Source organism: Rothia sp. LK2588, assembly GCF_040946465.1.
Lineage (GTDB): Bacteria > Actinomycetota > Actinomycetes > Actinomycetales > Micrococcaceae > Rothia.
The window spans coordinates 258,869-275,213 of the sequence record NZ_JAYWLS010000004.1 but is presented as its reverse complement, the minus strand read 5'-3'; the positions used below and the strand labels follow the sequence as shown (position 1 = coordinate 275,213).

Annotated in this window: 13 protein-coding genes and 1 tRNA gene; 10 read left to right on the top strand and 4 right to left on the bottom strand. The window is 62.2% G+C overall.

The genetic code is table 11. The annotated features are described in order from the left end of the window. The first annotated feature begins 1 nt into the window (after position 1). The 3 genes from VVR12_RS09875 (at position 2) to VVR12_RS09865 (ending at position 3,947) form a co-directional block, all read left to right on the top strand. Positions 2–1,939: a hypothetical protein gene (locus tag VVR12_RS09875; RefSeq protein ID WP_368551072.1), complete on the top strand. Its 1,938-nt coding sequence runs from the start codon at positions 2–4 to the stop codon at positions 1,937–1,939. 84 nt (positions 1,940–2,023) lie between these two features. Further along, complete coding sequence (locus VVR12_RS09870) at positions 2,024–3,241, top strand: adenosine deaminase (protein WP_368551071.1); 1,218 nt, start codon at positions 2,024–2,026, stop codon at positions 3,239–3,241. A 25-nt stretch (positions 3,242–3,266) separates the two neighbouring features. Then, positions 3,267–3,947 carry a YabN family protein gene (locus VVR12_RS09865; RefSeq protein ID WP_368551070.1) on the top strand — a complete coding sequence of 227 codons (681 nt, stop codon included), beginning with the start codon at positions 3,267–3,269 and terminating at the stop codon, positions 3,945–3,947. 75 nt (positions 3,948–4,022) lie between these two features. Here the strand turns inward: VVR12_RS09865 and arcC are convergent, their stop codons facing one another. Genes arcC through arcD form a run of 4 tightly spaced genes read right to left on the bottom strand, consistent with a single transcriptional unit; the run spans position 4,023 to position 8,809 of the window. Beyond that, the gene (arcC, locus tag VVR12_RS09860) at positions 4,023–4,928 is read right to left on the bottom strand and encodes a carbamate kinase (RefSeq protein WP_368551069.1); all 906 of its coding nucleotides are present in this window, start codon (positions 4,926–4,928) and stop codon (positions 4,023–4,025) included. A 43-nt stretch (positions 4,929–4,971) separates the two neighbouring features. Beyond that, positions 4,972–5,976: an ornithine carbamoyltransferase gene (locus tag VVR12_RS09855; protein WP_368551068.1), complete on the bottom strand. Its 1,005-nt coding sequence runs from the start codon at positions 5,974–5,976 to the stop codon at positions 4,972–4,974. A 53-nt stretch (positions 5,977–6,029) separates the two neighbouring features. Beyond that, positions 6,030–7,283, bottom strand: a complete 1,254-nt coding sequence (gene arcA / locus VVR12_RS09850; RefSeq protein WP_368551067.1) for an arginine deiminase — start codon at positions 7,281–7,283, stop codon at positions 6,030–6,032. 47 nt (positions 7,284–7,330) lie between these two features. Beyond that, a complete protein-coding gene (gene arcD / locus VVR12_RS09845) occupies positions 7,331–8,809 on the bottom strand; it encodes an arginine-ornithine antiporter (RefSeq protein WP_368551066.1) in 1,479 nt (492 codons plus the stop codon). Between the two features lie 568 nt (positions 8,810–9,377). Between arcD and eno the strand changes: the two genes are divergently transcribed. The 7 genes from eno (at position 9,378) to VVR12_RS09810 (ending at position 16,288) form a co-directional block, all read left to right on the top strand. Continuing rightward, the gene (gene eno / locus VVR12_RS09840) at positions 9,378–10,658 is read left to right on the top strand and encodes a phosphopyruvate hydratase (RefSeq protein WP_368551065.1); all 1,281 of its coding nucleotides are present in this window, start codon (positions 9,378–9,380) and stop codon (positions 10,656–10,658) included. A gap of 175 nt (positions 10,659–10,833) precedes the next feature. Then, positions 10,834–11,541, top strand: coding sequence for a septum formation initiator family protein (locus VVR12_RS09835; RefSeq protein WP_368551064.1), 708 nt, complete (start codon positions 10,834–10,836; stop codon positions 11,539–11,541). Positions 11,542–11,565: 24 nt separating this feature from the next. Further along, positions 11,566–12,159: a DUF501 domain-containing protein gene (locus VVR12_RS09830; protein WP_368551063.1), complete on the top strand. Its 594-nt coding sequence runs from the start codon at positions 11,566–11,568 to the stop codon at positions 12,157–12,159. 49 nt (positions 12,160–12,208) lie between these two features. Continuing rightward, a complete protein-coding gene (locus VVR12_RS09825) occupies positions 12,209–13,150 on the top strand; it encodes an exopolyphosphatase (protein ID WP_368551062.1) in 942 nt (313 codons plus the stop codon). 19 nt (positions 13,151–13,169) lie between these two features. Further along, positions 13,170–14,510, top strand: coding sequence for a S8 family serine peptidase (locus tag VVR12_RS09820; protein ID WP_368551061.1), 1,341 nt, complete (start codon positions 13,170–13,172; stop codon positions 14,508–14,510). Between the two features lie 261 nt (positions 14,511–14,771). Then, entirely contained in the window at positions 14,772–16,157 is a 1,386-nt protein-coding gene (locus VVR12_RS09815; protein WP_368551060.1) for an NAD(P)/FAD-dependent oxidoreductase, read from the top strand. A 54-nt stretch (positions 16,158–16,211) separates the two neighbouring features. Then, positions 16,212–16,288, top strand: a tRNA-Leu gene (locus VVR12_RS09810). Positions 16,289–16,345 lie beyond the last annotated feature (57 nt).

Below are 16,345 nucleotides of genomic sequence, written 5' to 3'. Positions count from 1 at the left end.
AATGGGTATTTTTAAGCGTCGTAAGTACCACGAAAACGACGGCCTCGATCAAGCTCAGCAGCCGGTCCAGTCCACGGATCAGAAGCAGACCGAGCACAGTGCTGAAGACTACCGGCTCGAAGAGTCGACGGTCGCCCCGCAGCACGAGCGTTTGACGCAGGGTTCGGGCCTGGACAGCCTGGTGCAGCTCATGCGTGACCGCGGCAACGGCCAGCTGACTCTTGAGCTGAAGCAAGAGGGCAACGACATGAACCTGGCGCTCTTCTCCGACGGCAACGAGGTAGAGCGTACCGTGGTCGTGCCGGGCAATGACTGGTTCGAATCGGTGGCCTCGCTGTACACCGATGAGGAGCGTTCGGAACGCGGTGCTTTCAACCGCGCGCTGATCAACGCCGACTCTGCAACCGACCGCGTGCAGGCTTCGTTCATGAACACCGAGACCGGCACCAGCAACAACCTGATCTTCGTCGACGAGAAGAACGCTTCCCGAGGTGCCGAGACCACCCGTCTCGGCGATGAGTCCGCTACGACCGAGGCCGAGACCGCTACCGAGGCCCCGGCTCAGCGCGTGCACGATACCGCCGGTGAAGACACCGCGGTGCAGGACGAACGCTTCAGTTCGATCGGTCAGCGCCTAAATTCCTCTGAGCAGGACGCTACTGCGCACGTCGAAAAAGATTCGGATCAGCGCACCGTGCGCGACGACGAGTCTTTCGATGCCGTGGCCTTCGGTCACAACGACGACCACGAACCCGCCGATCAGGGTGAGGCCGCCGCGCGTCGTGATGTGCTGGCTAATATCGTCGGTGGGGACGAGGACACCGAGCGTCAGGCCCAGGCCACCGACGCCGAATTCGAGAAGACCGAGTTCGCCCGCGCCGAGGAACCCGCCACCGAGCCCACCGAAGACGAAGCCTTCCTGGACCAGGCTGACCAGCACCAGGGCGGTGAGTTCCTGGCTGACCAGCAGCACGGCGACCAGTACCAGACCGAGGAACCCACCGGTGCGGCACTGTACACCTTGCCCAATAGCATCATCACCGACCCCGATTCCTCCTTCGTCGAAGAGGAAGAATCGAAGCACGAATCCGCTACCTCGAAGGACGAGAAGCCGGTTCAGGAGTCCGAGCTGTCGTCGGAGACTCACGCCGACAGCGCCCCGTTGCCCGAGCACATCGAGGAAGATTTCGGTGCTCAGCCCGCCTCTGCCGCTGAGGAAACTTCCCAGACTGCGGTGCCTACAGCGGCCCCCACGATCGTGCCCGCCGCGGCACCTGCGGCGGCCGTAGCGTCCGGCGCGGCACCGACCGCTAGCCAGTCGTCCGCAGGCCAGTCCTCCGGCGCGGCTCCGTCCGCGGCTCCGAGACAGGCCCCCGACTCCGACCTGCCCAGCTCCGCGGCAGACGTGGACGTGGCCCCCTCCTACACTCGCGAGACCGAGACCCAGCGGACCAAGCCCTCCACCACCGAGAAGGCCGAGGGCAACCTGGTGCTCACCGAGGCGGAGGTCGTCTCGCGCCTGGCCGAAGCTCAGCAGGCACTATTCGGTGAGAACGGCACTGCCCGTGACGTCTCCACCGTGCTGATCCGCGTACGCACTCTCGGTTCGTACTACGACGCCCTGACCCATGTGCGCACCGGTGGCTTCTGGGACCAGCGCAAGACCTTCGACCTGGTTCCCGAAGAGGTGCTGAACATCCTGCAGCTCAAGGCCGACTCCTACTCCGAAGGTGCCGGATCGCCGCTGGCCATGAGCCTGCGCTTCACCCCGGGCATTCCGCCCCAGGCCTCCTTCGACTACTCCAACGAAGAGGCTTTCGTGAAGTACTCCCAGCAGCTGCCGGCCCAGCAGTACGTTGAGGAACTGCGCATGTTCCCGCGTACCGGCGCGAATATTCCGCCGCACATGAACCAGGCCCTGACCTCCTGGTCGTTCTAAACCGATGATCGGCGCCAAGGCCCCGGGTAACCCGGGGCCTTGCCCTTACCCCGTACCTCTTCTCGCAACAACTCAAAGGAAGATATGACCACCACCGATTACAGCTGGATTCAGGGCCTGCCGAAGGTCAGCCTGCACGACCACCTCGACGGTGGTCTGCAACCCGACACCATCATCGAGATCGCCCAGGACGTCGGGCACGAGTTGCCAGTCACTGACGCCCAACAGCTTCGTCGCTGGTTCGAAGAGTCCGCGGACTCACGCTCCTTGGAACGCTACCTCGAGACCTTCGAACACACCCTGGCCGTGATGCAACGCGCCGAAGACCTCCGCCGGGTGGCCAAGGAGCACGTCATCACGCTGGCCGCCGACGGCGTGATCTACGGCGAGGTTCGCTGGGCGCCCGAACAGCACACGCGCGCGGGCCTGAGCATCGAGCAGGCGATCCTGGCTGTGGCCGAGGGCCTGCGCGAGGGCATGGAATTCGTGGGCCGCAGCGGTGGCCGGATCATGGTGAACCAGATCGTGTGCGCCATGCGCCAGAACGATAATTCCTTGGCGATTGCCGAAGCGGCCGTGGCACACCGTCAAATCGGCGTGGTCGGTTTCGATCTCGCCGGCCCCGAAGACGGTTTTCCGCCGAGCAAACACCGCCCCGCCCTGGAATACCTGGCCGAGCACTTCTTCCCAGTCACCCTGCACGCCGGTGAGGCCGCCGGCCTCGAATCGATCCGCGACGCCGTATTGGCTGGCCGCGCCCTGCGCATCGGCCACGGCGTGCGCGTGACCGAAGACTTCTCGTACACCACCGTGGGCGAGCTCGACCCCGACGGGCAGCTCATGCCCGGTGCCGACCCCGCCCAACCGATCCTGCAGCTGGGCGAGCTGTCCAGCTGGATCAAAGACCGCCGCATCACCCTGGAGGTGTGCCCGGCTTCGAACCTCCAAACCGACGCTGCGCACGCCGTAGACGAGTTCGGCAAGCCGCAACAGGACGTTTGGGCCGCGACCTACGCCCAGCACCCGGTGGCCGTACTGCGCGAGGCGGGCCTGGCGGTGGCCATCAACCCCGACAACCGCCTGATGTCTGGCACGAGCATCACCCGCGAGTTCACCGAGCTCGCCCGCACCTTCGGTTATGGCCCCATGGACTTCTTCGAGCTCACCATCAACGCGATCGAGGGCGCGTTCGTCTCCGTGGACGAAAAGCAGATGCTCATGCGCTCGGTGCAGGGCCCCTACATGCAGGCGGCCCAGGCGCAGCAGCCTGCGGGAGACGAGCCGGAGGGGCAGAACAACTAGCCGTTCGCGTCGAAGAACAGAGGAGATGAGCACTATGCCCCACGCCGAGTTGGAACCTCAGGGCGCGCAGGAAGAGTTCGCACGTCTGCTGGCGATCATGGACAAACTGCGTAGCCCCGGTGGTTGCCCATGGGACGGGGAACAAACCCACGCGTCCCTGTTGAAGTACCTTATCGAGGAGAGCTACGAGGTTGTGGAAGCGGTCGAAGCTCCGAAGGGGATCGACCGCGAGCTTTTGCGCGAAGAGCTCGGCGACGTGCTGTTGCAGGTGGTCTTCCACGCGCGCGTGGCCGCCGAGACACCAGCAACCGCGGGCGGTTTTACGATCGCCGAGGTGTTACGCGGACTTAACGACAAGCTACAGCGGCGTCATCCCCACGTCTTCGGTGACGAGAGTGCGGAGATAGCAGATGTCAACGCTCGCTGGGATGAACTGAAGAAGGCTGAGAAACCGGAACGAACCGGTGCACTCGACGGTATTCCGCCTCATCTACCGGCACTGGCGCTAGCGGAAAAGACCGCGTCGAAGGCAGCCAAGGCCGGGATCGATTTATCGAGCGTCTGCGCGAAAGAGAGCCCCAAGACTGAGGATGAGCTGGGGCGAGTGCTCTTCGATCAGGTCGTCGCCGCTCGCGAAGCTGGGCTGGACGCCGAACGAGCCTTGCGGTCCTATACCCGCGATTTTATCGCCGACAACAATCACTAACTTCTCGCGCTACACAATAACCCCGGGGCAACGCATTATCCGTGCCCCGGGGTTATTCTTCGAAGAACCGGAAGACTAGGCCACCACAGAGGTTCCTGCGGTACCTGCCACAAGCAATTCGATGTCGGAGAGAGCGCCAATGACTGCACGCTTGCCGGTGCCTTCCACGAAGTTGCGGGCTGCCTGGACCTTCGGCCCCATAGAACCGGCTGCTAGATCCATCGCGTCTACATCGGCGATTTTCACTTCGTCGAGCTTGCGCTGATCGGGGGTGCCCCAGTCAGCGTAGACACCGTCGACGTCGGTGGCGATCACCAGCAGGTCGGCGTCCAGGTTTTCCGCGAGAAGTGCCGAGCAGAGATCCTTATCGATGACGGCCTCCACGCCGTGCAGCTTCTGGTTCTCGTCGATGTAGGTGGGAATACCGCCGCCACCGGCACAGATGACTAACACGTTCTTCTCGACCAAGTGGTTGATGACTTCCTGCTCAATGATTCGTTGCGGCAAGGGAGAGGGAACCACGCGACGGAAGTACGGACCATCGGGCTTGACCGACCAGCCTTTCTGCTCGGCCATGGCGTTGGCGGTATCTTCGTCGTATACCGGTCCGATGAACTTGGTGGGGTTGTCGAATGCCGGGTCTTTAGGATCGACTTCGGTCATCGTCAACACCGTGGCAATGCGCTGCTCTTGGGGGAGCACGTTGCCCAGTTCTTGCTCGAGCATGTATCCGATCATTGCCTCGGACTCGGCGCCCAGCACATCCAGCGGGTACGGCTCAACGTCAGTGTAGGCCGCCGACTGTAGAGCCAGTAGACCAACCTGCGGGCCGTTACCGTGGGCGATAACTACCTGGTTATCGTCGGTGATACGCGAGATGCGTTCGGCCGCGATATTGATGTTTGCCCGCTGGTTCGTTGCGGTGAGCGGTTCACCTCGCTTGAGCAGAGCGTTGCCGCCCAGCGCTACCAAGATTTTCATGAAGAGCTCCTTTGCTCGTCAGTTGCAATAAGGGTTCTAGGTTTTAGCCCAGGCTGGCGACCATGATCGCCTTGATGGTGTGCATGCGGTTCTCGGCCTGATCGAAGGCTATGTTCTGCGCAGACTCGAAGACGTCCTCGGTGACCTCGATGCCGTTGGCGAATTCGGGGTACTGCTCGGCGATTTGCGCGCCAACCTTGGTTTCCGAGTTGTGGAAAGCGGGCAGGCAGTGCATGAACTTGACGCGCGGGTTGTTAGCTGCGGCCATGAGTTCCTTGTTGACCTGGAAAGGCTTGAGCATATCGATACGCTCGCCCCAAGACTCGATCGGCTCACCCATGGAAACCCACACGTCGGTGTGGATGAAGTCGACGCCGTCCACAGCCTCCTCAGCGGAGTCGGTGACCGTGATTTTCGCACCTGACTCCTTGGCCCATTCCTCACATTGCGCAATGAAATCGGCCTCGGGCTGCAGGGCCTTGGGAGCGCCGATGCGGACGTCCATGCCCAGCTTGGCGCCGATCATCAGCAAGGAACGACCCATGTTGTTGCGAGCGTCGCCAACGTAGGCGTAGCTGATCTGGTGCAACGGCTTTTCGGCGTGCTCGAGCATGGTCAACACGTCAGCGAGCATCTGGGTGGGGTGGAACTCGTCGGTCAGGCCGTTGAAGACGGGGACGCCGGCGTAGTCAGCCAACTCCTGAACGACCTCCTGCTTGAAGCCGCGGTACTCGATGCCGTCGTACATGCGGCCCAGCACGCGAGCGGTGTCTTTCATCGATTCCTTGTGACCGATCTGCGAAGATGTCGGGTCGATGTAGGTGACGTTGGCACCCTGATCGTAGGCGGCCACCTCGAAAGCGCAACGGGTGCGGGTGGAGGTCTTTTCGAAGATCAACGCGATGTTCTTACCGGCCAAGTTCTTCTGCTCGGTGCCTGCGTACTTTGCGCGCTTGAGATCCCGGGAGAGGTCCAGCAGGTAGCGGATCTCTTTCTCGGTGTGGTTGGTCAGCGAGAGGAGGTGACGGTTGTGCAGGTTGAAACCCATGATAATTTCCTTTTCTTTGAGAAGTTGAAAATGCGGAAGAAAACGTTTTCGGTTTAGTATTCGACGGCCTCGCGGGTGATGGGGCAGGTCATGCAGTGTCCGCCACCGCGGCCGCGACCCAACTCACCCGAGGGGATTTCCACGACCTCGATGCCGGCCTCGCGGAGCAAGGCGTTGGTGTGGATGTTGCGGTCGTAACCGACCACCACGCCGGGGGAGAGCGCAACAACGTTATTGCCATCGTCCCACTGTTCGCGTTCAGCGTCGAACTTTGATCCACCAGTGGGGATAACGCGCAGCTCTTTGAGGTTCAAGGCACGGGCGACCACGTCCACAAAGGGCTTGTCTTCCATGGTCACGGAGAAACCGCGGGCCCGGTCATCGGGGCGGAGCGAGATGGTCTTGATCTTGTCGACTACGTCGGCAAAGGCAGTGACGATGTCACGGTCACAGAAGCTGAATACGGTGTCCAGGTGCATGGACGCGCGATCCTCGCCCATAGCCGCAACGATCACGTGGTTGGCGGCGCCGGCTGCGAAGAGGTTCTTGGTTAGCTGGGTAATCGCCTGCCACGAAGAGCGCTCCGACATGCCGACAAGCACCACACCGTTACCGACGGGCATGATGTCTCCGCCTTCGAGGGTGGCCAGGCCGTTGTCCTGGTCGATCGCGTTGAACCAGATGTTGAATTGCTGGTCGGCGAACTTCGGATGGAAGGTGTAGATCGCGGTAGCCAACAGGGTCTCCTGGCGGCGAACCGGCCAGTGCATTGGGTTCAGCGAGACGCCGCCGTAGATCCATGCCGAGGTATCCCGGGTGAACTGAGTGTTGGGCAGAGGGGGCAAAATGAAAGAGGTCGAGGTGTAGACCTTGGCCAGTGCCGAGGTAGCGCTGCGTTTGAAGTCTGCAGGCAGGTCGGAGTAGGCGATGCCTCCGATGAGGAATTCTGCCAGCTCCATCGAGGGCAGTTCGGAGAGCCAGCTATGCAGCTCTTCGTCGACTCCCAGCCCTACCAGGTTCGGGGCCAGTTTGCGCTGCAGGATCCACTCGCGGGCTTCGGGGATGTCCAATACGTCGCGGAGCAGGTCGTGCATCTCGAGGGTTTCTACCCCTCGGTCTTGCATGGCTTGGACGAAGACTGCGTGGTCTTCACGGGCTCGCTGAACCCACAGGACGTCGTCGAAGAGCAGGTCGTGGCAGTTGGTAGGGGTCAGGCGCTGGTGAGCCAGACCGGGGGTGCAAACCATGACTTGTCGGAGGTTGCCGACCTCGGACCAAGCGCCGATGGGGGTTGTGTTCTGTGCCATGGGGATCATTCTCCTTTATCAGTGAGATTGTTCGAAGGGATGAAGTATTAGAAGAGGGAGAGGTTACCTGAGGCCATCTGGGCGATGGCGTAGACGGCTACGACCGCGAAGACCGCGACGATAACCCATTCGTAGGACTTGAAGTATTTGCGCTCACCGTGTTCCCGTTTTGCCCAGATATAGACGATGACACCGGGCAGGTAGAGCAACGCGGTCAATGCGAGATTGGACATTCCCGCTGCGACCAGCAACCAGATGCCGTAGGCGGTGGCAACGATGGAGATCAGCATGTCGCGGGTACGAGCTTTGGGTTCGTTGGCGTAACCCTCACCTCGGATGGTGATGAGTAAGGCGTAGAGGGCCGATAGCAGGTAAGGAATGAGGATGAGCGCGGCTGCCAGGGTAGCCATCGCCAGGTAGATATCCTCGGAGAAGAAGGTTCCGATGAGGATGAGCTGGGTCAGGATGTTAGTTACCCACAGGGCATTGGCGGGGGCGCCGTTCTTATTCAGACGACCTAGGGCCTTAGGCATGGTGCCGTCGGAACCGGGGACCTGCATGGTCTCACCGCAGAGCAGGATCCAGGAGAGCAATGCGCCGAGCACCGAGAGAATCACACCGATGCTGATGAACCATGCACCCCAGGGACCGACTGCTGTGGCGAGGACGTCTGCAGTGGAGACATCGGCCAGGTCGGCGATCTCGGCGCGTTGCATGATGCCCAGTGAGATAAGGTTCACCGCGATGAGGATGGCCAGCACGAAGAGGAAGCCGATAACGGTCGCCTTACCGACGTCCGAACGTTTGTTAGCGCGGGTGGAATAGACCGAGGCGCCTTCGATACCGATGAAGACCCACACGGTCACCATCATCATGTTTTTCGTTTGTTCGAGCACGCTACCGAGGCCGGAGTTCTGACCCCAGAAATCCATGGCGAACAGGTCGAACTTGAAACCGATGAGACACAGCGCGATAAATACAAAGAGGGGGACAATCTTGGCAATGGTGGTGATGAGGTTGACCATTGCCGCGGTTTGTACGCCTCTGAGGATCATGAAGTGGATTCCCCAAAGCAAAAGCGAGGAGCAAATGAGTGCCGGGATGGTGTTGCCACCTTCGAAAATCGGGAAGAATTTGCCGATCGTTGAGAAGATCAACACGAGGTATCCGACGTCGCCGATGAGTGCCGAGAGCCAGTAACCCCAGGCCGAGTTGAAGCCCATGTAGTCGCCGAACCCGGCACGGGCGTATGCGTAGATGCCGTTGTTCAGATCGGGTTTGCGTGCGGCGAGGAATTGATAAACCAGTGCCAGGCAGATCATACCGATGCCGGTGATAATCCAACCGATGATGGTGGGTCCGGCCGCTGCTGCTGCGGCGATGTTTTGTGGGAGGGAGAAGATGCCGCCGCCGATCATCGATCCGACGACGAGTGCAAGTAGCGCTATGAGCGATAGCCCGCCGGGCTTTGCTCCTGTGGTTGTCTCCGGGGAGGCAACCGACCTTTCAGAAGAGATGGAACTCATGACAATCCTTAGTCGGCCGTATAGACCGGTGGGTGTGGGATCGTCCTTGCCATATTTGGTAAGGGAAGGCGTAACTTCTTCGGTGCGCCTTCATGTATGAAATTAGTCCAATTGGGCAATGTATATTTTGGGCTTTGGGTGATCTGGAGTGCTCAGATCTCCGATCTTGCCTTAAGGTTGTTGAGAACTTATGTGACATATAGCGCATCGAGGGTCAATCTCAGAAGCGGCAAGCCCCCGACCACATCATGAGAAAAATTTATATTTACGGCGTGTTTCGGCGTGTTTTTGAATAGTTATACAAATGTAAGAAGGATTATGAGGGTAGAGGCTGGAGTGGGCGCGGTGTAAACGAGTCATGTAGTTTTATGTGGTAAATGGTGGTTTTACCTGTGATTTTCCATGCTGTGGCCTGTTATTTAACGCTAGAATTGCATCATATGGCTTGGTTTACGTGGGGTTTGCTAGTATAGGCAGTACTGGTTGACTCGTTTTAGCCGCCTCCGCAAGCGGGCGCGGTCCGAGTCATTACAAAGCCACTATCGTCCAGCTTCTAAGGAGCGTTTTCATGGCTGAAATTACCGCTGTACATTCTCGTCAGATCCTCGACTCGCGCGGCAACCCCACCGTTGAGGTTGAGGTTTTGCTCGATGACGATTCGTTCGGTCGCGCCGCTGTTCCCTCCGGTGCATCCACCGGTGAGTGGGAAGCCGTGGAGCGCCGCGACGGTGACAAGAGCGTCTACCTGGGCAAGGGCGTCCTCGGTGCGGTTGAGGCTGTCATCGAAGAGATCGCGGAAGAGGTCATCGGCCTCGACGCGGACGACCAGCGCGCCATCGACAAGGCCATGATCGTTCTCGACGGCACCAACAACAAGGGCAAGCTCGGCGCTAACGCCATCCTCGGCGTCTCCCTGGCCGTCGCCCACGCCGCAGCGCAGTCGGCAAACCTGCCCCTGTACAAGTATCTCGGTGGCCCCAACGCACACCTGTTGCCCGTTCCCATGATGAACATCCTCAACGGTGGATCGCACGCCGACTCCAACGTTGACATCCAGGAATTCATGATCGCCCCGATCGGTTTCGACACCTTCTCCGAGGCTCTGCAGGCCGGCGTGGAGACCTACCACGCCCTGAAGTCCGTCCTGCACGACCGCGGCCTGGCCACAGGTCTTGGCGATGAGGGCGGTTTCGCACCCAACCTCGAGTCCAACGCTGCTGCGCTGGACCTCATCATCGAAGCGATCGAGAAGGCCGGTTACAAGCCCGGTGAGCAGATCGCGCTGGCGCTGGACGTCGCATCCTCCGAGTTCTACAAGGACGGCTCCTACGAGTTCGAGGGTGCCCAGAAGTCTGCGGCAGAAATGTCTCAGTACTACGCAGACCTGGTCGCGAAGTACCCGCTGGTTTCCATCGAGGATCCCCTCGACGAGAACGACTGGGAAGGCTACCAGAGCCTGACCGCCGAAATCGGCGACAAGGTTCAGATCGTCGGTGACGACCTCTTCGTGACCAACCCCGAGCGCCTCTCTAAGGGCATCTCGATCAAGGCCGCTAACGCCCTGCTCGTGAAGGTCAACCAGATCGGTTCGCTGACCGAGACCTTCGATGCCATGGAGATGGCTCAGCGTAACCAGTACCGTTGCATGGTTTCGCACCGCTCCGGTGAGACCGAAGACGTCACCATCGCAGACCTGGCTGTGGCTACCAACGCCGGCCAGATCAAGACCGGTGCGCCGGCCCGTTCGGAGCGCGTTGCCAAGTACAACCAGCTGCTGCGCATCGAGGAAGAGCTCGGCGAGGCAGCCGTTTACGCTGGCAAATCTGCTTTCCCCCGCTTCACCAAGTAAGCGCAGGGATGCGGCCCGTGTAGGGGCCGTGAGCTGAAGTCGTGAGGCGCCCACCCGGTGACGGTGGGCGCCTCACCGCTTTAAGGGGACCGCCGCATACCCCTGGCTGGGGCGTTCAGCGAAAACGGGTAGAATGTCGGCACAGAAGTCGAACCCTGCCGAAAGGAAGTCGCCGGTGAAACCACGCCAGACCGCCGCCGGTTCGCGGACCAGACGCCCGGCCCGCAATCGCGCAGGAAAGTTTTCGGAGTTTTTCGGTGCCCGGCGCTCGGCTACCCCCGCCCCCAACGGACGCGCCGGCCGGGTACGCCCCGCAGAACAGGGCGACCGCAAGCGTCCTCAACAGGGGAACGGCCCGCAGCCCGTGGCCGCGCATATGTTCTCCGGGCGGTTCCTGCTGGTCGCGGCGGTGCTCGCATTCATCGTGATCGCCGCCTACGCCCCGCTCTCCTCGCTACTGAAACAGCAGGCTGAGATGAATCAGGTGCGTGACAACATCTCCCGCTTGCAGGGGGAGAACCAACAACTGCAGACGGAGTTGTCGTGGTGGCAGGACGACAACTACGTGAAGCAACAGGCCCGCGACCGCCTGCACTACATCAGCGAGGGGGAGACCCCCTACCTCGTCACCGGTACAGACTTCACCTCAGGCCTCGCCGACGACACCTCCGCAGCGGCGGCTACAGCCCCGAAGCAGAGCTGGACCAACAACCTCTGGAACTCCTTCCAGGAATCCTCCCTGGACGGACGCCAGAAAACCCAGTCGCAGCTGAACGTCAATGAGCTGAACACCGATCCCTCTGCCTCCGCTAACCCCACCGATCCGGCGGCGTCCGGAGCTGCGGGGCAAACCCCGGCGGCCACCCCGACTTCCGCACCCTAACCAGACAACGTACTGAAGGACACCATGAGCGAAACCGCAACCCCGCAGGGCTTTGGCGTAACCGACCAAACCCGCACTCCCACCCCCCTGGATATTCACGTACTCTCGCAGCAACTGGGCCGCCCGGTGCGCGACGTCGCCGAGATTCCTGCCCGTTGCGTGTGCGGCAATCCGCTCGTGGCGGCCACCGCGCCGCGCCTGAGCAACGGCACCCCTTTTCCCACCGTCTTCTACCTGGCGCACCCCGTGATCACGGCCGCCGCATCCCGCTTTGAGGCCGAGGGGGAGATGTACCGGATGACCGACCGCATCGCCGAAGATGAAGAGCTGGCCGCCGCCTACCGCGCCGCCCACGAGAACTACCTGGCTCAGCGGGAACGCGTGCGTGAGCTGACAGGCACCGGTGAGGTTCCCGAGATCGAGGGCATCTCCGCCGGTGGCATGCCGACCCGTGTCAAGTGCTTGCATGCGGTGCTGGGGCACACTCTCTCGGTGGGCCGCGGCATCAATCCCTTCGGCGACGAAACCCTGGATCTCATCGCCGAGAGCTGGACACCGGAGCAGTGCGCCTGCGATCCGGCGTGGCGCGAAGGGTTCGAGGCGGCCCCCGCCTCCTAACCCACGGTATAAACCACTGATCCCCGTCTCACCCCTAGAAGGAGCCCCCATGCGCGTTGCGTCTATCGACTGCGGTACCAACTCGATCCGCCTGCTGATCGCCGAGGTTGAACGGGCCGACCACGGCGTTCGCCTGCGGGACCTGCAACGGCACAACCGGATCGTGCGGTTGGGGCAGGGTGTGGACGCCACGGGAAGGTTCGCCGACGAGGCATTGGAGCGCACCTTCGCCGCCGCCGAAGACTACGCCACGCTGATTCGCGAATACGGCGTGGAGCGGATCCGCTTCGGCGCGACCAGCGCCACCCGAGACGCCGCGAACCGCGAGGTGTTTCTCTCGGGTATCGAGAAGATCCTGGGAGTACGCCCCGAGGTGATCACCGGTAACGAAGAGGCGGCCCTCTCGTTTGCCGGGGCCGTCTCTGTGGTCGGTGCGGACGACCAGAAGACCCTGGTGTTGGATCTCGGCGGTGGCTCCACCGAGTTCGTGCTCGGTACCGACGAGGGCATCATCTCGGCGGTCTCCATGGACATCGGCTCGGTGCGTCTGACCGAGCGGCACGCGGTGGATTCCCCGGTGAACGACACTCAGCGTCAGGCGGTGATCGCCGATGTGGACGCGGCGATCGAGACCGCGCTGCACACCGTCGATATCGCGTCTTGCCAGCGCCTGGTGGGCGTGGCCGGGACCGTCACCACCGTCACCGCCCAGGCACTAGGCCTGACCAGCTACGACGCGGCGGCCATCAACGGCACCGAGCTGACCCTAGATCGGGCCGCCGAGGCCGCGCAAGAACTAGCGGCCATGTCTCGTCAGCAACGCATCGACCTCGGTTTCATCCCCGAGGGGCGCGCGGACGTCATCGGTACCGGAGCGCTCATCTGGGCGCGCATTCTCGAGAAAGTGGGGGAGCTGACCGAGCGGCGTGTGACCACCGTACTCACCTCGGAATCGGACATCCTCGACGGTCTCGCGCTCTCCCTGGTGTAGCGCGGTGGTCGGGTTGCCCATGATCCTTTCCTCCAAGAAACGACTCAAGCTCGCCGCCCTGTTGACCGCTGCGACGGCCCTGTGCGGTGGAACGTTCCCGGCGCAGGCGGTCGAACCCGGTGCGCCGCTACCCTCGATCCCCACCGTTGATGCCCCGGCGATCGACGCCGTCCGCTCCCGCCAGTATTGGCTGGAGAGCTACGGCTTTACCGACGCCTGGAAAACCTCGCGCGGAGAAGGCGTGACGGTGGCCGTGATCGATACCGGCGTTGACGGTAACCACCAAGACCTCAGCGGGAACGTGTTGCCCGGTTACGACGCCTCGGGTGTGGGTAGCGAGAACGGTTGGAAGGGGCTGGGCCTGGAACCGGAGCACGGCACCTTGGCCGCCTCGGTGATCGCCGGGCACGGCCACAAGATCTCCAGCGAGGGCTCCTATGACGGCCCGGGTGAGCCCGGTGGCGTCATCGGCATCGCCCCCGAAGCGAAGATCCTGCCTATCTCGCTCGAGCTGGGGACCGTCACCCCCGGCGGCAAGTCGATCGACGAGCAGTTGCCAGACGCTGTTCGTTACGCGGTGGACCACGGGGCGAAGGTCATCAACCTGTCGGTGGGATCCGGCGATACCAACTGGCCGCAGTCCTGGGACGAAGCCTTCGCCTACGCCGAAGAGAAGGGCGTGGTGATCGTGGCCGCGGCGGGCAACCGAGGATCCGGGCTGACCCAGGTGGGTGCGCCGGCCACGATGCCGGGCGTGCTCTCCGTCGGTGGCGTGGACCAGCAGCGCAAGGCGTCCTGGGCGTCGTCTTCCGAGGGCATCTCCATCGCCGTGGCGGCACCGGCAGAAGACATGATCGGGGCGACGCCGCGCAACAAGTACGCGCTCTGGTCGGGGTCGTCGGCCTCGGCCCCGGTGGTCTCTGGCCTGGCCGCACTGATCATCGCCGAGCACCCAGAGCTCAACGGCAATCAGGTGATCCAGCGAATCATCTCGTCTGCCGATGACGCCGGCAAACCCGGGCGCGACCCGCTCTACGGCTTCGGCATCATCAACCCGGCCAAGGCACTGGGAGACGAAGCCTCTCAAAACGCTCAAGAAAACCCGCTGGGTTCTATGCGTCAGTGGATGAGCGTGCACCGCAAAGCCAGCCAGGCCGCCGAGGAGCAGCCCAGCCCCTCGGCCACCCCGGTGCACGAGGACGGCGAGACGATTCCGGCTGTGGCAGCGCCGCAGGCCCACCGAAGCGCAGAGGACTCCGGGATTCTCCCGTTCATCGTGCTGGGCGGGTTCGCGCTGTGGGTGGCCCTGTTGACCGGAACGGCGATCAGTCAGCTCAAAGAGATAGGACGTCGGCGGTAGGCCCCACGGCTGTCCGTGACTTCGGTGGCAGCTTTTGGGCCCTCGGCAAACAGGTGTTCAATTAGGGCGGCGTAAATGGGCAAACTGCTTAAAAAGTGGCAAGATAGCATATGAGTAATTGTCTTAGCTCACTGAGGGTCGCACGCTTGCAGTGTATTTATCTCAACTCTGGCGTGTTCAAGTCACGAGACCTCAGCGGCGCTCTCAGCGCATAGGCGAAGAACGCACAGCGTTCGCACCTCAACAAGGAAGTAATACAACATGGCATTCACTAAACTTGCTCAAGATCGCCCCCGCGTTCTCATCGTCGGCGGCGGTTACGTGGGCTTCACCGTTGCCCAGAAGATTCAGAAGGCGATCAAGGAAACCGGCGGCGTTGTGACCGTGGTTGATCCCAATCCCTACATGACCTACCAGCCCTTCCTTCCCGAGGTTGCCGCAGGCTCCATGGAAGGCCGTAACGCTACCGTGCCGTTGCGCCAGCACCTGCGTGACTCCGAGATCGTCGGTGGTTATGTGACCAAGATCGACCACGCCGCGAAGACCGCGACTGTCAAGCCGATCAACGACGGCGCCGAATTCACCATCTCCTACGACGAGATCGTCATCGGTGCCGGTTCGGTCACCCGCGCCTTCCCCATCCCGGGCCTGGCAGAGACCGCTATCGGTATGAAGACCGTTGAAGAGGCCGTCTCGGTTCGCAACTGGGTTCTCGAACGCATCGAGGTTGCCTCCCTGCTCGACGACGACAACGCTCGTCGCCGCGCTCTGACCTTCGTGATCGTTGGCGGTGGCTTCGCCGGCGTTGAGACCATCTCCGAGCTCGAAGACATGGCTCGTGAGGCTGTGCAGCGCAACAACCGCCTGCGCGTCTCCGACCTGCGCTTCGTCATGGTTGAGGCCGCACCGCGCATCATGCCCGAGGTTCCGGCGGATCGCGCCGAGAAGGTTGTCGCAGAGCTGCGCGCTCGCGGCATCGAGGTTCTGCTGAACACCTCGCTGTCGGACGCCACCGACGGCCACCTGCAGCTGATGAACATGGCCGACAAGTCCCCCGCGGGCGAGGTCGACACCGACACCCTGATCTGGACCGCAGGCGTTCAGGCATCGCCGATGCTCAAGAACACCGACCTGCCCCTGGACGAGCGTGGCCGCGTCCGTGTGGGCGCTGACCTCCGCGTGACCGGTGACAACGGTGTGGTCGAGGGTGCCTGGGCTGCCGGCGACAACGCCGCCGTGCCCGACCTCTCCGGCGCCGGCGTGGGCGGCTTCTGCGTGCCCAACGCTCAGCACGCGTCCCGCCAGGCTGTGAAGCTGGCCGAGAACCTGCTGGCCGCTCGCCGCGGCGAGGCTCTGACCGATTACTACCACGAGACCATCGGTGTGGTTGCAGGTCTGGGTGCTTGGAAGGGTGTTGCCAACTTCAAGGGCAAGACCATCGGCGGCCCCCTGGCATGGCTCATGCACCGCGGTTACCACGGTTACGCTATCCCGACCGTGGAGCGCACCGCTCGCGTCATGAGCGTGTGGGCCATGAACCAGATCTTCGGTCGCGATACCTCATCCATCCGTCACCAGCGCCAGCCGCGCCTCGCCTTCGAGGTTGCAACCGGCGTTCAGGACGGCGAGACTTCGACCAAGCTTTAATCCGCTATAGTAGATAACCGCCCCGCTCGCCATTCCAGGGGAGCGGGGCGGTAGGCCTCCATAGCCCAATTGGCAGAGGCAGGGGACTTAAAATCCCTGTGTTCTGGGTTCGAGTCCCAGTGGAGGCACCACACCGGCACCGTTGAATCGATTGCCACAAATGCAGACGTAAGGGGCCCGTGCACCAT